This window comes from Comamonas jiangduensis (assembly GCF_030162955.1).
GTDB classification, from domain to species: Bacteria; Pseudomonadota; Gammaproteobacteria; order Burkholderiales; family Burkholderiaceae_C; genus Comamonas; species Comamonas jiangduensis.
In genome coordinates, this window is the sequence record NZ_JARXOV010000015.1 from 14605 (window position 1) to 37842 (window position 23238).

General features: G+C 61.0%; 29 protein-coding genes. 20 read left to right on the forward strand and 9 right to left on the reverse strand.

The window, feature by feature from the left end; translation table 11 throughout:
- Positions 1 to 24: 24 nt before the first annotated feature.
- The 7 genes from QEP12_RS12105 to QEP12_RS12135 are packed head-to-tail and all read right to left on the reverse strand — an operon-like array spanning position 25 to position 6360.
- Entirely contained in the window at positions 25 to 564 is a 540-nt protein-coding gene (locus QEP12_RS12105) for an alpha/beta hydrolase (RefSeq protein WP_284214410.1), read from the reverse strand.
- On the reverse strand, positions 533 to 1132 hold the full coding sequence (locus tag QEP12_RS12110; protein WP_284214412.1) for a class I SAM-dependent methyltransferase: 600 nt from the start codon (positions 1130 to 1132) through the stop codon (positions 533 to 535). Before QEP12_RS12110 ends, QEP12_RS12105 begins: the two co-directional genes overlap by 32 nt.
- Before the next feature lie 9 nt (positions 1133 to 1141).
- On the reverse strand, positions 1142 to 1885 hold the full coding sequence (locus QEP12_RS12115) for a c-type cytochrome (protein WP_284214414.1): 744 nt from the start codon (positions 1883 to 1885) through the stop codon (positions 1142 to 1144).
- Between the two features lie 11 nt (positions 1886 to 1896).
- The gene (locus tag QEP12_RS12120; protein WP_284214415.1) at positions 1897 to 3261 is read right to left on the reverse strand and encodes an NAD(P)/FAD-dependent oxidoreductase; all 1365 of its coding nucleotides are present in this window, start codon (positions 3259 to 3261) and stop codon (positions 1897 to 1899) included.
- Positions 3261 to 3605, reverse strand: coding sequence for a c-type cytochrome (locus tag QEP12_RS12125; protein ID WP_054257530.1), 345 nt, complete (start codon positions 3603 to 3605; stop codon positions 3261 to 3263). Before QEP12_RS12125 ends, QEP12_RS12120 begins: the two co-directional genes overlap by 1 nt.
- Before the next feature lie 2 nt (positions 3606 to 3607).
- Positions 3608 to 4831 (reverse strand): hypothetical protein, encoded by a 1224-nt coding sequence (locus QEP12_RS12130; RefSeq protein WP_284214417.1) that lies wholly within the window; start codon positions 4829 to 4831, stop codon positions 3608 to 3610.
- A gap of 5 nt (positions 4832 to 4836) precedes the next feature.
- Positions 4837 to 6360, reverse strand: coding sequence for a c-type cytochrome (locus QEP12_RS12135; protein WP_284214418.1), 1524 nt, complete (start codon positions 6358 to 6360; stop codon positions 4837 to 4839).
- 349 nt (positions 6361 to 6709) lie between these two features.
- On the opposite strand from QEP12_RS12135, the gene QEP12_RS12140 reads away from it, so the two are divergent.
- The 12 genes from QEP12_RS12140 to QEP12_RS12195 all read left to right on the forward strand — a co-directional run bounded on the left by QEP12_RS12140 (position 6710) and on the right by QEP12_RS12195 (position 14022).
- A complete protein-coding gene (locus QEP12_RS12140; protein ID WP_054257527.1) occupies positions 6710 to 7099 on the forward strand; it encodes a DUF6858 family protein in 390 nt (129 codons plus the stop codon).
- A gap of 22 nt (positions 7100 to 7121) precedes the next feature.
- Positions 7122 to 8120 (forward strand): arsenic resistance protein, encoded by a 999-nt coding sequence (locus tag QEP12_RS12145; RefSeq protein WP_284214419.1) that lies wholly within the window; start codon positions 7122 to 7124, stop codon positions 8118 to 8120.
- A 13-nt stretch (positions 8121 to 8133) separates the two neighbouring features.
- Complete coding sequence (locus QEP12_RS12150; RefSeq protein WP_054257525.1) at positions 8134 to 8577, forward strand: group II truncated hemoglobin; 444 nt, start codon at positions 8134 to 8136, stop codon at positions 8575 to 8577.
- The gene (locus tag QEP12_RS12155; protein WP_284214420.1) at positions 8574 to 9038 is read left to right on the forward strand and encodes a hypothetical protein; all 465 of its coding nucleotides are present in this window, start codon (positions 8574 to 8576) and stop codon (positions 9036 to 9038) included. Before QEP12_RS12150 ends, QEP12_RS12155 begins: the two co-directional genes overlap by 4 nt.
- 140 nt (positions 9039 to 9178) lie before the next feature.
- Positions 9179 to 9529: a PaaI family thioesterase gene (locus tag QEP12_RS12160; protein ID WP_284214421.1), complete on the forward strand. Its 351-nt coding sequence runs from the start codon at positions 9179 to 9181 to the stop codon at positions 9527 to 9529.
- A gap of 73 nt (positions 9530 to 9602) precedes the next feature.
- Positions 9603 to 10322: a class I SAM-dependent methyltransferase gene (locus QEP12_RS12165; RefSeq protein WP_284214422.1), complete on the forward strand. Its 720-nt coding sequence runs from the start codon at positions 9603 to 9605 to the stop codon at positions 10320 to 10322.
- 115 nt (positions 10323 to 10437) lie between these two features.
- A complete protein-coding gene (locus QEP12_RS12170; protein WP_284214423.1) occupies positions 10438 to 11862 on the forward strand; it encodes a dihydrolipoyl dehydrogenase in 1425 nt (474 codons plus the stop codon).
- A gap of 73 nt (positions 11863 to 11935) precedes the next feature.
- Positions 11936 to 12334: a DUF2946 family protein gene (locus QEP12_RS12175; RefSeq protein WP_284214424.1), complete on the forward strand. Its 399-nt coding sequence runs from the start codon at positions 11936 to 11938 to the stop codon at positions 12332 to 12334.
- Between the two features lie 61 nt (positions 12335 to 12395).
- Positions 12396 to 13031 carry an SCO family protein gene (locus QEP12_RS12180; protein ID WP_054257519.1) on the forward strand — a complete coding sequence of 212 codons (636 nt, stop codon included), beginning with the start codon at positions 12396 to 12398 and terminating at the stop codon, positions 13029 to 13031.
- 41 nt (positions 13032 to 13072) lie between these two features.
- Positions 13073 to 13549 (forward strand): copper chaperone PCu(A)C, encoded by a 477-nt coding sequence (locus QEP12_RS12185; RefSeq protein ID WP_054257518.1) that lies wholly within the window; start codon positions 13073 to 13075, stop codon positions 13547 to 13549.
- Between the two features lie 35 nt (positions 13550 to 13584).
- Positions 13585 to 13764 (forward strand): hypothetical protein, encoded by a 180-nt coding sequence (locus QEP12_RS12190; RefSeq protein ID WP_284214425.1) that lies wholly within the window; start codon positions 13585 to 13587, stop codon positions 13762 to 13764.
- 24 nt (positions 13765 to 13788) lie between these two features.
- Complete coding sequence (locus QEP12_RS12195) at positions 13789 to 14022, forward strand: hypothetical protein (protein WP_284214426.1); 234 nt, start codon at positions 13789 to 13791, stop codon at positions 14020 to 14022.
- Positions 14023 to 14101: 79 nt separating this feature from the next.
- Here QEP12_RS12195 and QEP12_RS12200 read toward each other — a convergent pair whose 3' ends face one another.
- The gene (locus QEP12_RS12200) at positions 14102 to 15217 is read right to left on the reverse strand and encodes a glutaredoxin family protein (protein ID WP_284214427.1); all 1116 of its coding nucleotides are present in this window, start codon (positions 15215 to 15217) and stop codon (positions 14102 to 14104) included.
- Between the two features lie 357 nt (positions 15218 to 15574).
- On the opposite strand from QEP12_RS12200, the gene QEP12_RS12205 reads away from it, so the two are divergent.
- The 6 genes from QEP12_RS12205 to QEP12_RS12230 all read left to right on the forward strand — a co-directional run bounded on the left by QEP12_RS12205 (position 15575) and on the right by QEP12_RS12230 (position 20042).
- Positions 15575 to 16288 (forward strand): Crp/Fnr family transcriptional regulator, encoded by a 714-nt coding sequence (locus QEP12_RS12205; protein ID WP_244893500.1) that lies wholly within the window; start codon positions 15575 to 15577, stop codon positions 16286 to 16288.
- Positions 16289 to 16456: 168 nt separating this feature from the next.
- Positions 16457 to 17095 (forward strand): peroxiredoxin, encoded by a 639-nt coding sequence (locus tag QEP12_RS12210; protein ID WP_054257515.1) that lies wholly within the window; start codon positions 16457 to 16459, stop codon positions 17093 to 17095.
- Positions 17096 to 17183: 88 nt separating this feature from the next.
- The gene (locus QEP12_RS12215; RefSeq protein ID WP_284214476.1) at positions 17184 to 18065 is read left to right on the forward strand and encodes an MBL fold metallo-hydrolase; all 882 of its coding nucleotides are present in this window, start codon (positions 17184 to 17186) and stop codon (positions 18063 to 18065) included.
- Positions 18062 to 18361, forward strand: a complete 300-nt coding sequence (locus QEP12_RS12220) for a DUF3817 domain-containing protein (protein WP_074930380.1) — start codon at positions 18062 to 18064, stop codon at positions 18359 to 18361. The genes QEP12_RS12215 and QEP12_RS12220 overlap by 4 nt, the downstream gene beginning before the upstream one ends.
- Before the next feature lie 135 nt (positions 18362 to 18496).
- Positions 18497 to 19209, forward strand: a protein-coding gene (locus tag QEP12_RS12225) for an IS5 family transposase (RefSeq protein ID WP_431308087.1) whose coding sequence is annotated in 2 segments (ribosomal slippage) — positions 18497 to 18788 and positions 18788 to 19209 — 714 coding nt in all. Because the reading frame shifts where the segments join, the coding sequence is not laid out codon by codon here.
- A 416-nt stretch (positions 19210 to 19625) separates the two neighbouring features.
- A complete protein-coding gene (locus QEP12_RS12230; RefSeq protein WP_174864138.1) occupies positions 19626 to 20042 on the forward strand; it encodes a DsrE family protein in 417 nt (138 codons plus the stop codon).
- A gap of 380 nt (positions 20043 to 20422) precedes the next feature.
- Here QEP12_RS12230 and QEP12_RS12235 read toward each other — a convergent pair whose 3' ends face one another.
- On the reverse strand, positions 20423 to 21769 hold the full coding sequence (locus QEP12_RS12235; protein ID WP_174864140.1) for a sigma-54 interaction domain-containing protein: 1347 nt from the start codon (positions 21767 to 21769) through the stop codon (positions 20423 to 20425).
- Positions 21770 to 21972: 203 nt separating this feature from the next.
- On the opposite strand from QEP12_RS12235, the gene petA reads away from it, so the two are divergent.
- Both petA and QEP12_RS12245 read left to right on the forward strand, forming a co-directional pair.
- The gene (gene petA, locus QEP12_RS12240) at positions 21973 to 22590 is read left to right on the forward strand and encodes a ubiquinol-cytochrome c reductase iron-sulfur subunit (RefSeq protein WP_174864142.1); all 618 of its coding nucleotides are present in this window, start codon (positions 21973 to 21975) and stop codon (positions 22588 to 22590) included.
- Positions 22591 to 22595: 5 nt separating this feature from the next.
- Entirely contained in the window at positions 22596 to 23219 is a 624-nt protein-coding gene (locus QEP12_RS12245; protein ID WP_284214430.1) for an MBL fold metallo-hydrolase, read from the forward strand.
- Positions 23220 to 23238: the final 19 nt, after the last annotated feature.

Consider the following 23238-nt stretch of genomic DNA (forward strand, 5'->3'; position numbering starts at 1 on the left):
GCATCCCCACCGGGGTCTAGTGGGTCACTTCTGGATGGAAATCAACAGGCCGAGCAGTGCTAGCCGCTGGGCATCCACGCCGGGTTGTTGCACCAGCCACCGCAGTGTGGTGGCGATGTCCTCGGCAAAGCGGGGCAGTGAGGTGAAGTCGTCGCCGTCGCTTTCGCCGTGGCAGCGGGCATCGAGCAGGGTCACCACATGGCCCGAGTCCACCAGCGGCTGTACCACCGGCCACATCATGGCCGCATTCGCCCCCCAGCCGTGCATGACCAGTACAGCGGGTGCGGCAGTCGGGCCTGCGGCATCGGGATGAGCCAGCCACACAGCCAGTCGCTTCCCTTCCGGTGTATTGAGGCGATGCGCGCTGAGCGCCCCCGTCTCAAGGCTCGCTGGTACAGTGGCGGATCGTGTGGCAGACGTGGCGCACGCAGTGCACGGAGCAACGCGTGGTGGAAAACCCAGTGCAGACCAAGGCCTGGCCAGTGCCACGGTGTCTGCCGAGCCTTGACTGGTGCGGGCAGAGACTTGGGGTTCAGCACTTTTGCCATACGACCCGCACCACATGGGCGAGGCCCTGGTGCCCCGGTCCTTCGTCCAGCACGGTCTCACACTCGAGGCCAGTCAATTCGCGCGCGTCGGCTGCAAAGTCGGCACGCAACAGGTCCAAGGTGTAGAGCATGGCCACGTCTTTGGGGCCACCGCTGCTTAGATGCAGTTGTGTAGGGGTGAAGGCCTCGATCAGCACCAGGGCGCCGGGCTTGAGTGCTTTGAGCAGCCGTTGATGCACTTGAGTGCGGATGGCTGCTGGCAGGTGCACGAACACCAACACCAGCGCATCAAACGGCTGGGCCGGCACCTGCCACTCGGTCAGATCGGCCAGCTCGGTTTGCAACTGCACGCCACGCTGCGCGGCGAGCGAGCGGGCTTTGTCCAGGCCCACGCTGGAATAGTCCACCGCTGTCACTTCATGGCCTTGCTGCGCGAGCCAGACACCGTTGCGTCCCTCGCCATCGCCGGGCACGAGCACGCGGCTGCGTGGGGCCAGGCGCTGCGCTTCGGCGGCGATGAAAGCGTTGGGCGCGGTGCCGTATTTGTAGCCGGTGCCTGAAAAATTGTGATCCCAGAAGTTCATGTGAGAGGTCTATTTTTTGCCAGTGGGCAGGTCGGCGTAGTAGCGCGCAAGCGCCTCGATCTCGCCGCGCGTGAGCTTGTGGGCGAACACGCGCATGCCCTTGGCACTGTCGTTGTTGCGCACGCCGCCCTGGTAGTCGAGCATGGTACGCACGAAGTACAGCGGGTTCTGGCCGGCCAGCGCAGGCGCCTCGCGACTGCCGCCCTGGCCTACCACGCCGTGACAACTCGCGCAGGGAGTGATGAGGCGCGTCGGATCACCCTTGCGCACCAGCAGTCGCGCATCCATGTCCCTGGGCGCAGGCTGAGCCTGCGGGCGCGGCGTGCCGTCGTCGCGCGGCACGGGCTGCACGGCATAGAAGGCGGAGACATCGGCGATCTGCTGCGGCGTCATCATCACCGCGATGTCGTACATGAGTTCGGCCCGTCGGCCCTCACGTCGCAACCCGCTCTGGTAGTCCAGCATCATCTTGGCGGTATAGGCAGCCTTCTGACCAGCCAGGTGGGGCCAGTTCAGCGTCGGCGCCACGCCGCGCTCACCGTGGCAGGAGGCGCACATGAAATGTGTGTGCACCTGCTCGCCGCGCTTGGCATCACCGGCGGGCAATTGCGCCAAAGTCTGGCGCAAAGTAGCTGGCGTCCAGGGCTGCGCCGCCTTGGCAGCCTCCGGCTCCGACGCGTGCAGGCTGGCCGAACCGGCCATCAGTAAAAGAGTAGCCAGAACGGACGGGAGGGAACGTGGAATCAGGGTCATTGTCGGTTCCCTCAGGAGAAACAATCCTGGGTGAAGGTGCGCAGCCAGGCCTGCTGGTAGCGGGCGCCGAGCTTGATCTGCGCGGGCGTGGCGTTGAGCGGCAGGTAGCGCTCCTTGCCATTGGTGCGGGCGATCTTGCCGTCCACCAGGCGGAACACGTCGGCCACGAACAGGCCGTAGTCCTTGCCCGCCAGCGCGTAACAAGTGTTCTCCCACAGTGGCTCGGGGACGGGCCGTCCGGCCAGTTCCTCGATGATGGCGCGCGCCACCACCTTGGCCTGCGTGTTGGCCGAAAAGCCGGACTTGGGCATCGCGTCGGCAATGCTGGCGTCACCGATCACGTGCACATTGGCCTGCAGCGTAGACGCGAAGGTACGGCGGTCCACCGGGCACCAGCCGCTGCTGTCGGCCAAGCCCAGCGTGATTGCGATCTGGCCGGCCTTCATGGGCGGGACGACATTGATCACGTCGGCCTTGATGACCTCGGCCTCGGTCTCGATGGTCATCTTCTTCGCGTCGATCTTCAACGTGCGGCCGCCGTCCTTGCCGCGCACCCAGCTCATCATGCCGGGCGTGGCATGCTGCTTGATCTCGACCTGGGCCGACATGCGCTTGGCATAGTCCTCGGGCAGGTTGAAGTTGTACAAGCGGTTCCAACCTAGCATCATGGTCTCGTCGGTCACGAAGCTGTCTTTGGGGTCAACGAGGATGACTTTGGCGCGCGGGTTGTGCTTCATGAACCACTCGGTCATGAGCGCGGCGCGCTCGTAGGGCCCGGGTGGGCAGCGGTAGGGGTTGGGCGGCGCCGCCAGCACGAAGGTGCCGCCCTCGCGCATGCCCTGCAGCTGCCGCGCCAGCAGCGCGGTCTGCGCACCGGGGATCCAGCCCGAAGGTACCGAGGTATTGGCCACCTGCTCGCTGTAGCCGGCGTAGGCGCCGTACATGAGTTGGATGCCGGGCGCAACGATCAGGCGGTCGTAGCCAATCTTCTGGCGACCAGCCGTGCTCACCGTGCGCGCCTGCGGATCGAAGCCGGTGACGGTGTCGAACACGAACTCCACACCGTAGCGACTGCGCAGCGCGTCATAGCTGACGTTGAGGTCTTCCATGCGCGCATGCTGGTTCAGCACCTCGCTGGAGCCGTAGGGCCGCACATAGTCCGGGTTTTTCTCGATCACCGTCACGCGCAGCGTGGGGTCGAAGAGCTTGAGGTACTTGGCGGCGGTGGCGCCGCCGACGCCGCCGCCGACGATGACGATGTGCGCCGGGCCCGTGCGGGCGGGCGCCTGCGCCCAGGCCGGCAGTGAGGCCGCTGAGAGCAGGCCGAGCGAGGAAGTCAGCCAGCGCCTGCGTGAAAGATCGGCAGTCATTTCCATCATTTCCGCTCCTGCGGCTGCACAGCCGCAAAAAATTCGGCCATGGCCTGGATGTCGGCATCACTGAAGCCCCGGGCCACCAGGCCCATCAGCGTGGCCGGTCGCCGGCCCTCGCGGAAGTCCTTCATGGTGGTGACGAACTGCGCCACCGGCATGCCGGCCAGCGGCATGAAGGACTCGTCGCCGAGCCGTCCCTGTGTGCCGTGGCAGGCGGCACAGCTATGCGCCATGGCTTCACCGCTAACGGCCGGCGGCGTTGCAGCCGGTTTGGCAGTCTGGGCGCCGGCGGCGCCGGCCACGCCGAGCAGCAGTACAGCGGCGCCCTGGAATAGAAGGTGTTTCATGTTCAACGCATCTGCACAAATAGGCCAACGCCAAAATAGACCGCAGTCCAGACCACCAGCAGGCCGATGGCCACGCTGCCCAGACGGTTAATTGCCGGGCTGGGGGTGTAGGTCCCCTGCGTCTGCCCGGCCTGCCAGGCAATGGTCAGCAGATAACCCAGCGTCACCGCGCCCAGCACACCGAAGGTGCTGAAGAACAGCGCGGTGCTGTACCAGTCCATGTTGATGCGGTAGTCCAGCGCGTCGTAGCCGTGCGTGCCGGCCAGTGTGACGTAGCGCAGCACCTCTCGCGCCGCACCGACGACGATCAGCGCCACCGCCCCCACGCCGAAGATGGCATAGCCCCAGTACCCACGGTCCAGACGGCCGCGCAGAAGCAGCGGCAAGGCCACGGTAGCCAACAGCGCCAGCAATGCGATCAGCGACCAGGGTGAGACCGCGAACCAGGCCATCTTGGCCGGCAGCGTGGCCATCCACGCTGCACCCAGCAGCACGGCCACCACGCCGCCCATCAGCATGAGCTTCTGTGCCAGCGGTGCCAGCCAGGCGATGTAGGCGACATCGGGCTGGGCAGAGCCCTGCAGGTAACGGCGGTAGGCGTAGAGCCAGGCGCCGGTCACGGGCGCGGCCAGCGCGATGAAGAAGCCGAAGCGCGGCAGGTTCCAGTAGTGCAGGCTGTGGCCGTCGGGCTGCACCACGCCACCCGGGGCATACCAGGCCATCCACTGCTCGGGGAACAGCATCTGGTTGGTCAGGCTGTGCACGATGAAACCCACAGCCAGCAGTAGGGCCAGCGAGGCCACCATCCAGACGCCGCCACGCCCGCCCTCCTTCACGATGTCATGGTTCTTCCAGTAGAAGACATACAGGGCGATGTAGCCGACGATCAGGATGCCGATGAAGCCGATTACCCACCAGGCCGAGAGCACGTTGGAGGTGTACCAGAAAGGGTCATAGACCACCTGCACGAAGAGCAGCGGCGCCACACCGAGCACGATGGCTACCGAGACCGCGATCTTGGACGTGGTCAGCATGGCCGCAGCCAGGCGGCGCCAGTAGGTGCTGGCGCTGAAGGCACCGCGCAGCGTGAGCGCACCGGCGCCCAGCATCACCTGCACGGCCGCGATGTGCAGCGCGAAGGTGAGCACACCCAGAACGAGGAAAACCAGCGGGTGAGAGGGAACGCCGGCGGGGTCGCGCAGCGCGAGGAGCATCTCAGGGGTCATGGGCTTCACTCCTTGATCGTGGAGGTGGCCGCCTGGGCTTTGGCTTGTGTTGCCGCGGGCGCAGATGGCAGGTTCAGCGTGGCGATGAAGCTGGCCAGCGCCAGTGCCTCGTCATCCTTGAACGGGATCTGCGGCATGTACAGCGTGTTGCCGGTGGACAACGCGGCCTGCAGGTAGTCAGCTATCTCCGAAGTGCTGTTGCTGGCGCTGAAGTAGTTGCGCAGCGGGCGCATGCCGGTGGCGCTGAGCGAATGGCAGTTGGAGCAGGTGGCTAGCGCCAGCACGCGACCAGCCTCAACGCGGTTGCTGTCGGTGATGGTGCGCAGGTGGTCCGGCAGGAAGACCATGGTCTTGAGGAAACCATGCGCTTCGATCGTCGGAATCTCAGAACGCACGCCCATGCCCGGCACGTCACGCCCGACCACCTGGTTGGAGTAGACGTACTGGCCGGCGACCCAGGGCTTGCGGATCGATTCGCGTGCCACTTCCTCGGGCCACAGGCCGAAGACCAGCACGGCCAGCGTCATGGCTGCCGCACCGCCGGCCACCAGGTTGCGTGGCTGCAGCAGCGTCATGGCGAAATAAGCCACGGTGGCACCCAGGATGCCTAGCAGCGCTGGCTGGAACCACGCCGGCAGGCGATTGGCCAGCACCAGCGCTGCCGTCTCGGGTAGCGTGTTCAGGTACCACTGGAACATGGCTGCACCCGCGACGGCAGAGCAAATGCCCAGCCAGGCCAGCTTGCGCGCCACGTCCTTCTTGAACGCTGCGTCCTGGAAACGCGCCGCGACGATGCCGCCGACCACCGCCGTCATGGTGAACATGAAGGCGCTGCGCATACCCAGCTGGGCGAAGGTGTTTGGGCCGTAGAAGGCATTGAGCACACCACCGGTCTCGTACCAGCCGGCCTGACCCGGCCACATCATGAAGCTCAGGATGCCGACGATCACCAGCATGGTGGTGTAGGAGGTCAGACCGAAGATGACCGACACCTTAAGGTGGGTGCGCGCGTTGAGTCGGTTCGCGAGATAGACCAGCATGTACACACCAACCACCTCAATGACGAAGAACACCCACTCAGTTGCCCACATCCAGACAAAGCTGTGAATCAGCGCCGAAATGCCACGCGGGCTGGCCACCGTGGTCGAGTACCAGATACCCGGCCCGGTGATCGAGCCCAGGACGTAGCTGAACACCAGCAGGAACAGGCCGTAGCGGCGGATGAACTCCAGCAGGTCGGGGCGCTGGTGGCGGTGGGCGTAGTTCGCCAGAAAGGCGAAGAAGATCGCGGCACCGACCGAGGTGTGCGAGAACAGCACGTGGATCGTGGCAATGAGCCCGACGATCCAACCGCTACCCAGCCCGGGTTCGAACCATGTGGGGTACAGACCGATCATTTCCATGGGTGAGATGTCTCCTGCCGGGCGCAAGGCCCTGTTGCCCAACCGGGGAATGCCGGCAGTGCTTCTGAAGAACGTAAACAAGAAACATGCCACAGCATGCCGCCACAGGAACCTTATAAAAATCAACTACTTATAGGTGTCTAAGCGGGTGGGGGGCTTTGAAGGCAGGATATTGGCAGTCATTTCTGTCGCTTTTGACTGCCATGGGGTTGTCATGCTGGTTTGCTTAAGCTCAAGGCTTTTGTGTACTGGGTGGGCGGGCAGGGGCGGATGTGACGATATTGGCTGTCATAAATGGCGGTTTGGCAGTTTTCTTGTTCGATTATGAATGGGCATCGGTCTAAGTCATTGATTGAATTCAATTATTTCGGCATGACTGTCTGGCACGGAAATTGAGTGATCTTTTCCGTTCCCACATGAACACACGAGACCAAACCCCGCTGCGCAAGCTCATCTTCACCCCGAGCGACTCACCATGAAACAACTTCACTTCCAGGAAAAATACCCGATCACCGTCTTGGACATTGGCAAGACCGAGACCAAGCACACTAGCGTGGCCGATATCGTCGATTACTTCAAAGCCTGCATCGCCAGCACCCCGCGCGTGAGCTACATCGGCACCTTCGACCACTTCGCCCACACCAAGACCATTGGTGGCGACATCGCCCCCGAGATCGTGGCCGCCAGCAACGTGCTGTTCTGCTTCGGCCATGCCCTGCCCAACCCGCAGGTGCTGGCGGTGCGTCCGCGCAGCATCGGCATCGCCGACCTGGGCAGCCACTTCGTCATCAGCTTCATGGATGCCCCCATGAAGCCGGCCAACGACGCCATGCAGGCCTGGGCCCTGGCCCTGAAGAACGCCTGACCGGCGCGTGAGGGAGCACACCATGTGGAACGTCCTCAACTGGCTGCAGAAGAACCTGGTCTGGAGCATCCCGCTGGCCATGCTGGCCGGGCTGGGTTTCGGCCAGGTGGCCGACCCCGGCTTCCTGCGCTCGGCCATCCTGCCGCTGACCTTCCTCATGGTCTATCCCATGATGGTGACGATGAACGTGAAGGAGCTGCTCAAGCCCGGTGGCGGCACGCTGCAGGGCACGACGCTGGTCATCAACTTCCTGCTCATGCCGGTCATCGGCTACGCGGCCGGCCTGCTGTTCTTTGCCGACCAGCCCATGGTGCGGCTGGCGCTGCTGCTCACCGCATTGCTCCCCACCTCGGGCATGACGATCTCGTGGACTGGCTTCGCCAAGGGCAACGTGCCTGCCGCCGTGAAGATGACCGTGGTCGGCCTGATCGCCGGTTCGCTGCTCGCCCCGGTCTACCTCAAGCTCCTGTTGGGCACCGTGGTCGAAATCCCGGTCCTTCAGGTCTTCATGCAGATCGCGCTCATCGTCTTCCTGCCGCTGGGGCTGGGCACCCTCACCCAGCGCTGGCTGATCGGCAAGTACGGCGAACCCCACTTCAACCAGAAGCTCAAGCCCAAGTTCCCGCCCTTTTCCACCCTGGGCGTGCTGGGCATCGTCTTCGTTTCCATGGCGCTGAAGTCGCAGGACATCTTCGCCAACCCCGGGCTGCTGCCCGGCCTGCTGCTGCCCCTGGTGCTGGTCTATGCGCTGAATTCTGCCATCAGCACCGTGGTCGGCAAGGCGATGTTCAAGCGGGGTGATGCCATCGCCCTGGTCTATGGCACCGTCATGCGCAACCTCTCCATCGCCCTGGCCATCGCCATGGGCGTGTTCGGCAGCGCCGGCGCCGACGCAGCCCTGCTGATCGCGTTGGCCTACATCGTCCAGGTGCAGGCCGCGGCCTGGTACGTCAAGCTAACTGACCGCCTGTTCGGTGCCCCGCCCGCGGCCGCTGCGCCGGCCCCCGCCAAGGCCGGCTGATAAGTAAACACTCATGTCCGACACCGCAAACCCCACCGTCTATGAAGCCCTGGGCGGCGCCGACGGCATCCACCGCCTGGTGGACCGCTTCTACGAACTCATGGACGAGCTGCCCGAGGCCTATGCCGCGCGCCGCATCCACCCCGAGAGCCTAGCCGGCGCCAACGTGAGCCTGTTCGAGTTCCTCTCGGGCTGGTTCGGTGGTCCCAACCTGTACATCGAGAAGAAGGGCCATCCGCGCCTGCGCATGCGCCACGCGCCTTACGCGATCGGTTCCACAGAGCGTGATGAATGGATGCTGTGTATGCGCACCGCCCTGACCGAACAGGTGGCTGATGAACCGCTGCGCGACAGCTTGCTGCAGGCTTTCACGCAGATGGCTGACCACATGGTCAACACTGACGGCCGCGCCAGCTGCGGCCACGCCCACCCGCGCCAACAACACGAAACCGCATGAACAAGATCCTTCTGGCCTTGTGCCTGGCCTGCCCGCTGACCGCGCTGGCCGGCCCCATTGAGGTCGGCCAGCCCCTGCCAGTGCCGACCCTTCAAAACCAGCATGAGCAGGCGTGGCGCATCGCGCCCGACACCCAGCTGGTGATCTTTGCCGCTGGCCGCACGGCGTCCAACCTGGTCATGGCGGTGTTGTCGCCACAACCGAAAGGGTTGCTGGCCAGCCGCCACGCAGTTTACTTGGCCGACATGAGCAAGATGCCCGGCTTCATCACTCGCACCTTCGCGCTGCCCTCGCTGCGCGAGCAGCCCTTTGAAGTGGGTGTATCGCTCGACGCCAAGACCCTAGCCGAATGGCCCCGGCAGGAGAATGCTGTCACGCTGATCCGCCTTGGTCAGGGGCGTGTGATGGGTCACGAGTTCGCCAGCACCGAAGCTCAGCTCAAGGCGGCGCTGGGCCTCTGACTATCCACTGGACGAATTCACGGAGAACCACATGTACGCCTTCCAGGACCACTACCCAGAAAACCTTTCGCACTGCTGGATGTGGCAGCCAGAACCCGCATGGCCACCAGATCAAGACCGAATGGGAGGGCGATGAGACCGTGACCCGATTCCGGCCCGAGCCCTTTCACACCTCGGTGCCAGGGTTTGCCTACGGTGGGCTGATCGCCTCGTTGATCGATTGCCACAGCACCGCCAGTGCGGCGGCCGCCATGTACCGCCAAGAAGGCCGAAGCATGGATTCGCTACCCGCCTTCCGGTTTGTCACCGGCTCTTTGCATGTGGATTTCCTCAAGCCCACACCCATTGATGCAGAGCTCGTCATTCGCGGTCAGGTCAAAGAAATCAAGGGCCGCAAGGTGGCTATCGAGAGCCAAGTCTGGGCGCGTACAGTGATGACCGCCAAAGGTGTGGTGGTGGCGGTGCAGATGCCGGAGAACTTTGGAACCTGACACACACGGCTCGTGACACCAGATGCTGGTCTCTGATGGTCTTCCAGACAACGCCTCTCGACACAAACCCACTATGCACGCTGCCATTTCCGATCCCGATCAACTGCCCTCCCAGAAGGACGAACTCGAAGTGTTGGCCGACCTGGTGCCTTTGGCCGGGCAGCGCCTGATCGAACTGGGTTGTGGCGGCGCCCGCTTGGCGCGCCACTTGTTGCAACGGTATGCCGGCAGCCAGTTGGTGGGTCTGGAGGTGGATGGGGTGCAGCATGCCAAGAACCAGGCCCACCCGCAGGATGGCTTACAGTTTCTGGCGGGCAGCGCCGAGGCCGTGCCCTTTGGCGACGCCAGCTTCGACGGCGCACTCATGCTCAAAAGTCTGCACCATGTGCCGGTAAAGTCCATGGACGCCGCACTGGCCGAGGTTGCGCGGGTTGTGCGGCCAGGAGGCTGGCTCTACGTGAGCGAGCCCATCTATGGTGGTACGCTCAACGAGATCGTGCGTCTCTACAACGACGAAGGCACAGTGCGGGCCGCTGCGCAGGCGGCGGTGGAACGCGCGCTGGCCGCAGGCAGCTATTGGCAAGCGGCTGCCGAACGACACTTTACCCAGCCGGTGCGGTTCAAAGACTGGCCGGAATTCGCGCAACGCATGCTCTATCCCAGTTTTGCAGACCACGCCGTCACGCCGGCACTGGAAGCGCGTGTGCGTGCCGCGTTCGAGCCGCATGTAGGCGCCGAGGGGGTGCAATTCGTGCGGCCCATGCATGTGCGGTTGCTGCGCCGCACGACTTGACCCCTGGGGAACCTACGCCTTAACGGCACGGCCCGTCATCAGACCGTCGTCGGTCAGAATGCCGAATCTCTGATAGCCACATTGACGCGCATTTTTCCAAGCAATCGAAGTCCATATGCCTCCAGAAATTCTTACCGAAATTGTCATCTTAGGCGCCGGCACTGCCGGTATGTATGCCCTCAGAGAAGTGCGCCGCGCTGGCCGCCGTTTCGTGATGATCGATCCTGGCCCTCTGGGCACTACCTGCGCTCGGGTGGGCTGTATGCCCTCCAAGGTGGCTTTGCACGCAGGCGCCGAGTGGGCGACCCGCAAAGCTTTGGCTGACTTGGGTGCGCAGGGCGTACAAGGGCTGTCCATTGACTTGTCCGTCACGTGGGCGAAGCTGCGAGAACAACGAGATTTTTTCAGCAACAACGCAGCGAGCAAAGCCCGTGCGGGGGCCAAGGAGCGCCTGCTGGAGGGGAAAGCTCGCTTCCTTGAGCCCACTTTGCTTGAGGTGGAAACTCCCGACGGTGTGAAACGTATCCGTGCCGAAGCGGTGGTGATTGCCACCGGTTCCCATCCAGTAGTGCCGGGCTGGCTGGCCCAAGTGCAAGACCGCACCGTCACTACCGACGGTTTATTCGAGTTGCCCAGCTTGCCTGCACGGGTGGGCATCTTGGGCCTGGGCGCGATTGGCCTTGAGATGGGCCTAGCCCTGTCCCGCCTGGGCGTGCAGGTGGTGGGTGCAGACCTTGCACCTCACGTGGCTGGCATCAGCGACCCCATTCTGGCCGAGCGCGCTCGCGCCCGCTTTGGACGTGAAATGGACCTATGGCTAGGCGTAGAAACTCGCGTGGAACGCACTGAGGACGGCGTGCGCCTGCGTGCTGGTGAGCGTGAGGTCGAGGTGGATCTGCTGCTCGCCGCTCTGGGCCGTCGCCCCAACACCGATGGCTTGAACCTGAAGGCCGCAGGCTTTCCGTTGGACTCGCGCAGCAACCCGCAGTTTGACCCGGCCACGATGCAGATCGGTGACCTCCCAGTGTTCATTGCGGGCGACGCTAACGCGGACCGCCCGTTGATGCACGAGGCCGCTGATGAGGGAGCCATAGCTGGCTACAACGCCGTACGCGCTACGCCAACCCGCTTTGCGCGCAAGGTCTCATTGGGCATTGCGTTCTCCAATCCTGATATTGCCAGCGTGGGAGCCCGCTTCGATGCACTGCCGCCGGAGGGCGTGGTGATTGGCACCGCCGGGGGCGACAAAAACGGCCGCGCCCGTATTTTGGGTGCCACCGACAGCTTGCTGCGCGTGTACGCAGATGCCCGCGACGGCCGTTTGTTGGGTGCTGCCATGGTGGCAACCGGTGGCGAGCATTTAGCTCACCTGCTGGCCTGGGCGATCCAGCGTGGCGAAACCGCCTCTAGCCTGTTGCAGTTGCCCTTCTATCACCCCGTGATAGAGGAAATGCTTCAGAGCGCGCTGCAAGACATCGCAGCCCAACTGCCCGAGAGAGGTTCTTATCCATTGGGCCTTGCCCTGGAGGAGCGTACATGAACGGGACCGTCAACAATCCCCTCGCGTGCGGCACATATAACTTTCCGCCAAACCACACTGACACACTCCAGCCATGTTCCTGAAGCGCCTCCAGCGGCGTTTTACCATCTGGGTCGCCCTTTTGTCTCTGGTGTTGGGCGCGCTGTTGCCCACGGCGACGCAGGCCATGTTGCTCGGCACCGACCGCACCGAATGGCTGGAGGTGTGCAGCGTCAGCGGCATGGCTTGGGTCAAGGCCGACACAGGCGAGGCGCGCGATCAACGGCCCGACGGCAGCGTACCCACCAGCGACGCCAACCAGCACTGCATGTGGTGCTCGCTGCACGGCGGTGCCGCTGACCTGCCGGTGGTGCAGATCGATGTGGGTCTGCCGCCGCGCCTTACCGATCGTCCCCCTGCTTTTTACCGCGCCCTGTTGACCGCGACCATCTGGGCGCCGGCGCAGTCGTGCGCGCCCCCATTCGCCGCCTGAAAAACCTTGCGGTGGTGCGTCCGTCTGGCGCGCCTTGTGTTCTGCGTTTTCAGGAGGCGCCATGCCTTCCATCTCCACATTCATTTCATCTCGCCGCCAGGCGCTGGTTTGGCTGGTCGCCAGCGGCACGTTGCTGCTATCTGGCTGTGACCCGCACACCTCGGGCCTTTACGGTGGCAACTCACCCTTCAAAGGCATCGACGTCACGGGTGCAGACTACGCGAGCGGCTTCCAACTGACCGATTTCAACGGGCAGACGCGCAGCCTTAGCGACTTCAAGGGCAAGGTCGTGATGCTGTACTTCGGTTTCGTACAGTGCCCCGACGTCTGCCCCACCGCGCTGACCCGCGCCGCCGCGGTGATGCAGCAGCTGGGTCCGCAGGCTGCTGAGCTGCAGGTGATCTTCGTCACCGTGGATCCCGAGCGCGACACGCCCGAGCTGCTGCGCGAGTACATGGCTGCGTTTCACCCGTCCTTCCTGGCGCTCACCGGCAGTGCAGAGGCCACCCAAAAAACGGCCGACGAGTTTCGGGTGCACTACAAAAAGGTGCCCACTGGCAGCAGCTACACCATGGACCACACGGCCTTGAGTTACCTGATCGACCGCCAGGGCCGCATCCGTGTGGTGCTGCGCCACGAACAGACCGTCAGCGACTACACCGCCGACGTGCGCACGCTGCTGGCCCAGCCCGCGTAAGCGATTCAACGTTTTCACATTCCCAACGAGGAGTCACCAGCATGAAGCAACTCATCATCACCGGCCTGCTGGCCATCACAGTCACTGCCTGGGCGCAGACCACCGTCAAGGTGGAAGACGCCTGGGTGCGTGGCACCGTCGCCACGCAAAAGGCCACCGGCGCCTTCATGCGTCTGACGCCCTCGGCCAACGCGCGGCTTGTCGAGGCCAAATCACCCGTGGCCGGTGTGGTCGAGATCCATGAAATGACCCTGGAGAAGGACATCATGAAGATGCGCCAGATCCCAGGCCTGGATTTGGCCGCCGACCGCACCATGGAGCTCAAGCCCGGCGGCTACCACGTGATGTTGATGGACCTGAAGCAACCGCTCAAGGGTGGTGAACAGGTGCCCATCACCCTGGTGTTTGAGGACGATGCCAAAAAACGCTTCACCCAGGACATCAAGGCGTCGGTGACGGTATTGGGCGGTGGCAACTCGCCCATGCCCATGAAGCCTGGCATGGACCACAAACACTGAGCTTTAACCCTTTTTTCATCCCTACGGAGTTTTTTATGAAGTCTTCCCTGAACACCCTGCGCCAAGGCGCCATCGTCCTCGCCCTGGTGGCCACCGCTGGCTTCGCCGCCGCCAAAGGCGTTCCCGGCGACGGAGCCATTCCCGTGGTCGAGCTGATGCCGCTGACCATGCGCTACGAAGCCGACCTCAAGCTCACGCCCGAGCAGATCAAGTAGCTCGACGACTACCGCAAGCAGGCCATGCCTGGCCGTGTGGCAGTGCAGAAGAAGATCATTGAGCTTCGCGGCCAACTGCGCATGGCCCTGCTGGACAACAAGCCGCAGGCAGACCGCGACGCGCTGATGAAGCAGGTCGCCGAAGCCGAGGTCCAGCATTTCCAAGGACGCGAGCGCTGTGTGGCGCACTTGCGCCAGATGCTGAGCGCCGAGCAGTTCGCGCAACTGCGCCAGCTCTACCTCGACGGCTTGCGCTGACATCGGAGCCACAAGTCTGCTTCAAAGCCTGACTGCAACGGTTCCAACCTGTGTGTGGGCCAGGCACCGTCCCGCAGTGTCACCAGAGCCATTGGGGCCGCAGCAGCATGGTCAGACCTAAAGCCTCCATCAGCGCTCCGTTGAGCAGTTTGAGCCAGCGTCCATGGCTTTCGTCCAGTTTCTGGCTTTGCAGCGCCCAAGCGGCAGAGCCAACCATCAGCGCGTCGTCTGCGAGGTAGCCCAGGATGTACAAGCCCAGGTAGCTGTAATGGGCCGCCGGGGGCAGGGCCTGCTGGGTCAGCACGGCGGTGTAGAGCGCGGGCAGCCCGGCGGTGCACAGCAACTCTACAAAGTTGACCACCACCGCCAAACTGACCACGCCCAGCAGGGCCAGAGGCAGGGAGTGGGCCTGCATCACGTTGCGCATGCGTGCGTAGAGCCCCGGTTTGGCCGAGGCCGGAATCGACAGGCTAGGCCCCCGGAATCCTTTGACGAAATCTTTCAGATGAAACGCCGCCATGCCCAGCGCCAGCAAAGCCAATCCTACGCGCAATGCAGTGGATAGACCCACCGCAAGAAACAAGTTGAGCCAAGCCGCCATGAAAGCGTAGTACTCCGCACCACTCACCAGAACAAATGTACCGACGATCAGTGCCATGCGGCGACGGTCTCGCAAATGCACCAGCCGCGACAACAAAAACAGCAGCACCCACATGGCGCATAGGTTGAAGCCGTCCACCAATCCCAGCGATAGGGTGAACAGCGGCAGGCCCAGGCGTTCTACGGTCAGGTCACCCCAGTGGGTCTCAACCGCATGCACTGGCCCAGGCGCAGGAGAGGCGGAATCTGCGCCACGCACCTGCGGCGGTGCCACCAAGGCGTCGAGTTCAGGGCCCGAGGTCGCCGCGTCGGCAAAGCCTGCCAGCAACCTGCCCTGGTACACGAACGTGGGTACACCGGGTGGCCAGACACCCCCCTGCTCAGACAACCGCAGCAAGTCGTCCCGCGCAGCGGTGTCGGTGTCCACGGGTCGCAGCCACACCCGCACATCGGGGTGACGGGTCGCCCACTGCGGCAAAAAGGCTTTGGCGTCGGCGCAGTGGGCGCAGCCATCGCGCACGAACACCTGCAACGCATGGTGTGGCGCGTGCGCGCGCGTGGGCTGCCGTCTGCCAGCCCAGTGCGGTACCGACACCCAAGCCACTCATCGCGCGCAGCCAATCGCGCCTTGAGTTATCGAGGCCTTCGTCCATGGCCCTGTGGGGGGAGGGTGGTTTTGGAGCCAAGTTTTTCTCCTTTGGGTTCAACGCCGCAGCCCGATAGGCGCAACTGCCAAACTGCTCAGCGGGTCAGTTATCCCAGAAAGCATTATTTGTAATAAATTAACAAACGTTGGCTGACGCATGCTTGACTTGCTTCTTGGCACTCAACGGACCGTTTTTTGCCAGGCTCGTAAACATCCTACCCATCCCACCTCCCAAGGTAATAAGACTTAATACTCGGGGAGGTTTTTCCCTTGATTTCAAAAAATGACTGACGGCTTCACGCTCACATGATGATTCCCATCAAAACCGAATCCGCCTGGCGCGGCACATCCGATTGCCGCACCTGCGCCATACGTGAAATGGCGCTGTTTGGCAGCCTGACCGAAGGTGATTTCGCGCACATCCATGCCCCCATCGATGACCTGGCCTACCGCAGCGGCGACACCCTGCACGCCGAAGGGCAGGCGGCGCATGGCGTGTATACCTTGCGCTCGGGCATGCTCAAACTCTCACGCGTCACGGCCGACGGACGACAGCGCATCCTGCGCCTGTTGCGTCCGGGTGATGTGGTGGGGCTGGAGGCCTTGGCCACCGAGTGCTACGACAGCAACGTCACCGCGCTCACCGATGTGACGGTGTGCCGCATCCCCACCGAGGTGATCCATCACCTGAGCCAGCGGTCGCCGCGCATGCACGCCGGTCTGCTCAACAAATGGCAAAAAACGCTGCGCGAGGCCGACGACTGGTTGGCCGCGATCAACTTCGGCACCGCGCGCCAGCGGGTGGGGCAGTTCGTGCTCAAGATGCGGCACAGCACCGATCCGTCGCTATCGACGCTGTTCTCGCGTGAGGACATGGGTGCGATGATGGACCTGAAGCTGGAGACCGTGAGCCGCGAGGTCTCGCATCTGGTCAAGATCGGCGCCATCAAGGCGGTGGACAAGCAGGGGCGCCTCTACCGCATCGTGGACGAGTCACTGCTGTTGGCGGCCAAGGGCTGATCACAATGGCGTGCCCGCCAGGCTATGGCGGCCATAGCCAATCCCAATTGTTACATTGATTTTTGTCATGGGTGGGCAGAAGTTGATAGCTCAAACTTCATCCATCAACACAGGGTAATGCTCATTTGATTGATGATCGACCTTCCCACTTTTCAACAGGAGCTTCTTATGACCACGCCTTCCGGTTTGCCCCGTATCAACGAACCCGCCCCCGATTTCAAAGTCAACACCACCCACGGCGAACGCAGCCTGGCCGACTACAAGGGTAAGTGGCTGGTGCTGTTTTCGCACCCCGCCGACTTCACACCGGTGTGCACCACCGAATTCATCGGTTTTGCCAAGCACGCTGAACAGTTCAAGTCCATGAACTGCGAATTGCTGGGTCTGTCCATCGACAGCATATATTCGCACTTGGCCTGGATGCAGAGCATCAAGAACAACTTTGGTGTGGAGATTCCGTTCCCCATCATTGATGATATCAAGATGGAAGTTGCCCAGGCCTACGGGATGATCCACCCCGGCGCTGCCGACACCCAGGCTGTGCGTGCCACCTTTTTCATCGACCCCGAAGGCAAGCTGCGCGCCATGGTGTATTACCCCATGAGCAACGGCCGTTCCATCGATGAGTTTGTGCGCCTGCTGCAAGCCATGCAGACCAGCGACGCCAATAAGATCGCCACGCCGGAAGGCTGGACGCCGGGTTGTGACGTGATCGTGCCCCCGCCCAAAACACCCGCCGCCATCGAAGCCCGCAAAGGCGAAGGCTACGCGATGAAGGACTGGTACTTCTCCACCAAGTCCCTCTGAGCGGCCACCGCTGCACCCCGGCGCGGAGTGTTTGCCCCGCGCCGTTTCAGAACTTCTTGCAGGAGTTGCCGTGACAGCCCCCACACGCATGCAAATCGAATCCTTCTTCGACCCGGCCACCTCGACCTTCAGCCACCTGCTGTGGGACAGTGCCACGCAACAGTGCGCCATCATCGACAGCGTGCTGGACTACGACCCGAAATCGGGCCGCACCGACACCGCCAGCGCCGATCGCGTGATTGAGCGGGTGCGCGTCCTGGGCCTGAACGTGCAGTGGCTGCTGGAAACCCATGTGCATGCCGACCACCTGTCGGCCGCCCCTTACCTGCAACGGCAGGTGGGTGGTCAACTGGCGATCGGCAGCCATATCACCACGGTGCAAAACGTGTTCGGCAAGCTGTTCAACGCCGGCACCGAATTCGCCCGCGATGGCAGCCAATTCGACCGGCTCTTAGCCGAGGGCGACCGCTTCCAGATCGGTGGCTTGCACGCACAAGCCTTGCACACGCCAGGCCATACCCCCGCCTGCATGACTTACGTGATCACCGACCACAGCATCGACTCCGTACGCACGGTCGCCTTCGTGGGTGACACGCTTTTCATGCCTGACTATGGCACGGCTCGTTGTGATTTTCCTGGTGGCGATGCGCATACGTTATACCGGTCTATCCAAAAAGTGCTAGCTCTGCCTGATAGTACCGAGCTCTATCTTTGTCACGACTATCCGGCCGCTGGCAGCCGTGCCCCTGAGTGCAGGACCACGGTAGCCGTACAAAAATCTGCCAACGTGCACATACATCAAGGCGTGGACGAGGAAAGCTTTGTGTCAATGCGCGAGGCTCGCGATGCAACCCTGGCTATGCCAGTGCTGATCTTGCCCTCAGTGCAGGTAAACATGCGCGGTGGGCAGTTACCTCCACCTGAAGACAACGGCGTCCGTTATCTCAAGATCCCGGTGGACTCGTTATGAGTACGTCGGTGCGCAGGTTGCGCCTAGCTTCGTATGCGGAGGGTGTGACCTTATTGTTACTCTTATTATTGGCGGTGCCACTTAAGCGACTGGCTGGTATACCCGAGGTTGTGAGCGTGATGGGACCGGTACACGGTGTAGCTTTTGTGTTGTATAGCCTGCTGGTCTTGCAGCAAGCAAGGGTAGGGCTGCTTACCTTACGCGAAACTCTGATGTTGCTGGGCGCTGCCGTTGTGCCGCTGGGATTTTTGCTGATTGGAAAAATATTTAATCGGCGCCGGAGCTACACCTCCTGAGCAAGCTTGCTGCCGTATGTCATGCATATTTTTTCGTACCGTCTAGGGTCTGTGGAGATTTAAGAGGCTGCTCTGCAGACCAGGCAAAATCTTGATGTGACTCGATACGTTTTGACAGATCAACAATGGGCTCGTATGAGCCCATTTTGCTTAGGCAAGGTCGGAGACCGTGGCCGAAGCGGGACAGATAACCGATTGTTTGTAGAGGCAGTTTTGTGGATTGTTCGCACGGGCAGTCCATGGCGAGACTTGCCAGAACACTTCGGTAAATGGAACACCGTATTCAAACGCTTTCGCGATTGGGTGAAGGCCGATGTTTTTGTACGCCTGTTCGAAGCAGTCAGTGGCGAGCCTGACATGGAATACGCCATGGTGGATGCAACCATCGTACGTGTGCATCGACACGGCCAAGGTGCAAAAGGGGGACTTCGAGCCAGGCCATAGGTCGAAGTCGAGGCGGATTGACGACCAAAATCCTTGCGCTAACAGATGCCTTGGGCAATTTGGTGCGCTTTGTTTTACTGCCAGGCCAGCGTCATGATCTCAAAGGTGTTGACGAACTTTTGCAAGACATTGATTTAAAAGCGTTACTTGCCGATAAAGCGTTTGATGCCACATGGCTGGTTCAGCGATTGCAGGCTACGAACTGCCAAGTTGTGATTGCTCAGAAGGCCAATCGAAGAGCGCCCTTGCTTATCGATAGGGAGATGTATAAGTGGCGGCACTTGATAGAAAACTACTTTTGCAAGCTCAAAGAATTCAAGCGTATTGCTCTGCGTAGCGACAAAACTGACAGCAGCTTCGCTGCTGTCATCACCTTGGCATCTGCGGTGATCAATTCCCGCTAATTCTCAACAGGCCCTAGTTTTTCTCTTGACGTGATCTTGGCACTTCGCCTGTCGCATGTAGTGGGTTATGTCGTGGTGGCACCTGTGGATCCAGCATTGCTATACCCCATTCATGACATCGGAACCAACTCATTGTAAGAAGTGCGGGCGTTCGCTTGTGGGGTGGGGTCTGAACTTCCCGCCACGCCATGCCGAACTGTTCGGCTCTAAGCAGGCTCGAACGCAGCGAGCTTAGGGCCGCCGCACTGAACTGGTGTCTTTTGCTAGGTTCTAGGAGTCGCTTCTATAAGCGGTGAGATAACCCCTTGCATTGACTGGGATTGTCATTTGTCAAGGGTCTCGGGATTGGCATCCGAACAATGTCAAGAAGTGGCCTGCAAGCTTTGGGCCACGGCACTTAACTCAAGGAAAACTCCGTGAAAAAAACTTTGCTTATCGCAGTAACGGCGCTCGGCTTTGCTTCTGCAGCTTCCGCTCAACAACACCTGTTCGTCAATATCCACAGCGGCCAGGCTATGGCTCAGGGCGCAGGTCTTGTGCTGGCTGCGCAAGCTTTGGAGCAAAAAGCCAATGTGCGTATCTTGCTGTGTGACGCTGCAGCAGACATCGCTGTCACAGGTAAAGAAATGCCTACTCTTAAGCCCCGTAACGTGACACCTCAGCAGATGCTGCAAGGCCTGATCAAGGCCGGAGCACAGGTAGAAGTGTGCGCACTGTACTTGCCAAATAGCGGACGGCAGGTGACAGATCTGATTCAAGGCGTCACGCCAGCGAAGCCAGCAGATGTCGCGACCCATTTGCTCAAGCCCGGAGTTCATACTCTCGCTTTCTAGCTCACCTCTGACTGCCCCAGCTTGGCTTTAAGCGAACGGCTAGGCCAGCAGAATGGGTTTGTAAGGATTGTTGTGCGTAATTATTGACCAATCTCCCGGGTCATAAAAACGTGATTCCTTGGCCTGCCGTGTTGGCACGAGCAGGGGCGGTCTCAAATCTGAAGTGCAGTGGCCCGTTTGGCGGCCTCATCGATAGCTGTACGCCCCTTCTCCAACTCAGCGCTGAAATGCTGCCGACTCTTGGATTGTTCCAGCTTCAGCTCATCCATCTGTCGGTGATATTTTCTTTACACCCTACCCACGCTCTTGGCCCGCATTGGCTTTGGCAGAACGGGCCAATTGCTCATTACTGCCAGGCTGTCCTGTAGGAGTACTTCGGATCAACCCAGTGCCTTGAGCTTGCGATAAAGCGAACGTTCGCTCATGCCGAGCTGGGCAGCAAGTTCTGCACGGCTACCGGTGTGGGCAGCAGCAAGGGCGCGCAAGGTATCTCGTTCTAAGGACTTAAGCGAGCTGCCCGAAGCGACTGCGGCGACAGAAGAAGACGCTGCAGGCTGTAGCACCAAGGGCGTAGGCGAGTGTCGGGCTGGTCGCGCCCAAATACCCGTGTCCACCGCCTTTTGAATGTGAACACCTTCTACGGTATCGCCGTCGCACAACAAGGTTGCTCGCTCCAAGAGGTTGCGCAACTCACGCACGTTACCAGGATAGTCCAGCGAACTAAGCTGAATCAACGCGTCTCTGGACAAACGCAGGTGACGAGGCGATGCAACACGCTCCAGCAGAGCTGCCGCCAGCAAGGCGATATCTTCGGTACGTTCGCGCAATGCCGGCAAGCGGATTGGGAAAGTGCACAGCCGATAGTACAAGTCTTCGCGGAAACGACCCTCGGCTACCATGGCTGGCAGGTCACGATGCGTGGCGGATACAACACGGATGTCGGCATGCCGAAGGTCTGTACTGCCAACGCGGCGGTAGGTGCCAGTTTCCAACAGGCGTAGGAGTTTCACCTGCATCGGCAGCGGAATATCCCCCACCTCGTCCAAGAATAATGTACCGCCGCTAGCAGCCTCTACCAAGCCTCCGCGCTGCCCAGCGGCACCGGTAAATGCACCCCGTTCGTGGCCAAACAACTCCGACTCGAACAAAGCCTCGGGCAAACTGGAGCAATCAACCGCTACCAGTGATTTCCCTGCGCGTGGGCTGGCATCGTGCAGAGCATGAGCTACCAGCTCCTTGCCGGTGCCCGATTCACCCAATAGCAACACCGCGGCTCGTGATGGCGCCACGCGCGCCACAAGCTCCAACATTTGGCGAAAGGCAGGAGCGCGCCCAACCAACCCTTGGACATTAGGCCGACTTTCTGCCACCCTCAGTGGCTCCATCTTTTCAACGAAAAAAACCGGTGTACCGTCCTCACCCGGCAAAGGTGCCAGTTCGATATTGACGTATGCCTCCCCATGAGGAGTGTGGTGCAGGTGCAGCACTCGCTCACGCTGTCCTGATTCGCGCGAAAGCGCCATCGGGCAGCTTTCACCCGCTTGATCGCACGGAACCGAGAAATTGTGCGATACCTCGTAGCAAGTACGCCCAATCACACTGCGCTGCGGGCTGAACTGCTGACGATAGGCAGTGTTGGCCGCAAGGATGCGGTACTGCAAGTCAAAGACGATGTGAGGTTCGGGTAACCCGTCTAGAAAAGCGATAAGTTCGGGCAGTGGCTTCATGGCAAAGAAAAGATGAGTGTCCAGTGTAGGGGATCAGCTTCAGACTGCCAATAATGGCTGCCATTTGGCAGCAGTCACTCGGTACGCGTGACGCACTCGGACTCTCTCGATCTCAAAACGCTTGAATCACAATCAATTTACAGATCAAAAAGGGTGGCACGATTTTTGAAGCAGTAAGGCACCACAACCGCTTGGAGTCTCTTATGAACTCAACACTAAATCTGCCAACAGCCGGCACACCCGAAGATGCGGAGCGCCGAACATGGATGCGCGCTACAGTCGGCATGGGATGCGCAGGCGCTACCGCCACACTCTGGCCATTTGTGTCTAGTTTTGCCCCCAGTGAGCGGGCGAAAGCGCTTGGAGCAAGCGTGCAGGTGAATGTTGGAGATTTAGCCCCAGGCGAAATGCGTACAGTGGAATGGCGCGGCCAACCTGTCTGGCTCTTACGCCGTACCCCCGAGATGCTGGCCAGTCTATCGAACACCGCCGACTTGGCCGACCCTAACTCGAGTACCCCACAACAGCCTGAATATGCAAAAAATATACATCGGTCCATCAAGCCCGATTTGTTAGTGACCGTGGGCATTTGCACCCACTTGGGCTGCTCCCCGGTAACTTTGCCCGAAGGCACCGCCAACACCAGTGTACCGGCTGACTGGAAGGGTGGCTTCTTCTGCCCTTGTCATGGTTCTACCTTTGATCTAGCCGGTCGCGTTTTCAAGAATAAGCCCGCCCCCACCAACTTGGTGGTGCCACCCCATAGCTATCTCGATGACACTACGCTGTTAATCGGTGAAGACGAAAAACAAAATACTTAAGCACCGTGGACTTTCGCATTTTGCACAGCACAAACAGTAGTGAGTTGAGTTACTTGCTAGCCGACAGAGGCTGCGGTGAGGCCGTGCTGATTGACCCCCACTCGCGCGACCTACCTGTGATTCGTGCGTTGCTACAAGAACATCAACTCCGCCTTCGTTGGGTATTGCGCACCCACCAGCACGACCATCTGCGCCCAATGGAGTTCGAGCGACTACGACAACTTGGCGCTCCACTAGTGCAAGGTGAGCCGCGCGAGGGAGCCACCTTAGTTAACGACGGTCAAAACCTGGATTTTGGAAGTGAGAAAATCAAAATTTGGCGCACGCCCGGCCACACACCATATTGCCTGAGCTACATTTGCCGCGATCGGGTCTTTTGCGGAGGTCTCATGGCGGTGGATGCCTGTGACCTACAACCCTATCCGGCATATCCCGAAGCCCTGTGGGACAGTGTCGTTCAACGCCTATTCACGCTGCCAGATGAAACCTTACTTTTTGCAGGACACGAAATTCCTTTACATGCCGTCAGCACAGTTTGGGGACAGCGCCAATCCCACACTTGGTTTAAAAAGCTTGATAGAGACGCTTTTATTACACACTGGACAAATTTTCTAATTTTGAATAACTAAAAAATTTTGCAGATTTATG

Coding starts and splice junctions, on each gene's coding strand:
- petA (WP_174864142.1), top strand. CDS start 21,973: ATGAACTCAACACTAAATCTGCCAACAGCCGGCACACCCGAAGATGCG.
- QEP12_RS12140 (WP_054257527.1), top strand. CDS start 6,710: ATGAAACAACTTCACTTCCAGGAAAAATACCCGATCACCGTCTTGGAC.
- QEP12_RS12220 (WP_074930380.1), top strand. CDS start 18,062: ATGAGTACGTCGGTGCGCAGGTTGCGCCTAGCTTCGTATGCGGAGGGT.
- QEP12_RS12180 (WP_054257519.1), top strand. CDS start 12,396: ATGCCTTCCATCTCCACATTCATTTCATCTCGCCGCCAGGCGCTGGTT.
- QEP12_RS12210 (WP_054257515.1), top strand. CDS start 16,457: ATGACCACGCCTTCCGGTTTGCCCCGTATCAACGAACCCGCCCCCGAT.
- QEP12_RS12130 (WP_284214417.1), bottom strand. CDS start 4,831: ATGACCCCTGAGATGCTCCTCGCGCTGCGCGACCCCGCCGGCGTTCCC.
- QEP12_RS12190 (WP_284214425.1), top strand. CDS start 13,585: ATGAAGTCTTCCCTGAACACCCTGCGCCAAGGCGCCATCGTCCTCGCC.
- QEP12_RS12155 (WP_284214420.1), top strand. CDS start 8,574: ATGAACAAGATCCTTCTGGCCTTGTGCCTGGCCTGCCCGCTGACCGCG.
- QEP12_RS12150 (WP_054257525.1), top strand. CDS start 8,134: ATGTCCGACACCGCAAACCCCACCGTCTATGAAGCCCTGGGCGGCGCC.
- QEP12_RS12215 (WP_284214476.1), top strand. CDS start 17,184: ATGCAAATCGAATCCTTCTTCGACCCGGCCACCTCGACCTTCAGCCAC.
- QEP12_RS12145 (WP_284214419.1), top strand. CDS start 7,122: ATGTGGAACGTCCTCAACTGGCTGCAGAAGAACCTGGTCTGGAGCATC.
- QEP12_RS12170 (WP_284214423.1), top strand. CDS start 10,438: ATGCCTCCAGAAATTCTTACCGAAATTGTCATCTTAGGCGCCGGCACT.
- QEP12_RS12185 (WP_054257518.1), top strand. CDS start 13,073: ATGAAGCAACTCATCATCACCGGCCTGCTGGCCATCACAGTCACTGCC.
- QEP12_RS12115 (WP_284214414.1), bottom strand. CDS start 1,885: ATGACCCTGATTCCACGTTCCCTCCCGTCCGTTCTGGCTACTCTTTTA.
- QEP12_RS12195 (WP_284214426.1), top strand. CDS start 13,789: ATGCCTGGCCGTGTGGCAGTGCAGAAGAAGATCATTGAGCTTCGCGGC.
- QEP12_RS12205 (WP_244893500.1), top strand. CDS start 15,575: ATGATGATTCCCATCAAAACCGAATCCGCCTGGCGCGGCACATCCGAT.
- QEP12_RS12175 (WP_284214424.1), top strand. CDS start 11,936: ATGTTCCTGAAGCGCCTCCAGCGGCGTTTTACCATCTGGGTCGCCCTT.
- QEP12_RS12120 (WP_284214415.1), bottom strand. CDS start 3,261: ATGGAAATGACTGCCGATCTTTCACGCAGGCGCTGGCTGACTTCCTCG.
- QEP12_RS12110 (WP_284214412.1), bottom strand. CDS start 1,132: ATGAACTTCTGGGATCACAATTTTTCAGGCACCGGCTACAAATACGGC.
- QEP12_RS12235 (WP_174864140.1), bottom strand. CDS start 21,769: ATGAAGCCACTGCCCGAACTTATCGCTTTTCTAGACGGGTTACCCGAA.
- QEP12_RS12165 (WP_284214422.1), top strand. CDS start 9,603: ATGCACGCTGCCATTTCCGATCCCGATCAACTGCCCTCCCAGAAGGAC.
- QEP12_RS12105 (WP_284214410.1), bottom strand. CDS start 564: ATGTGGTGCGGGTCGTATGGCAAAAGTGCTGAACCCCAAGTCTCTGCC.
- QEP12_RS12125 (WP_054257530.1), bottom strand. CDS start 3,605: ATGAAACACCTTCTATTCCAGGGCGCCGCTGTACTGCTGCTCGGCGTG.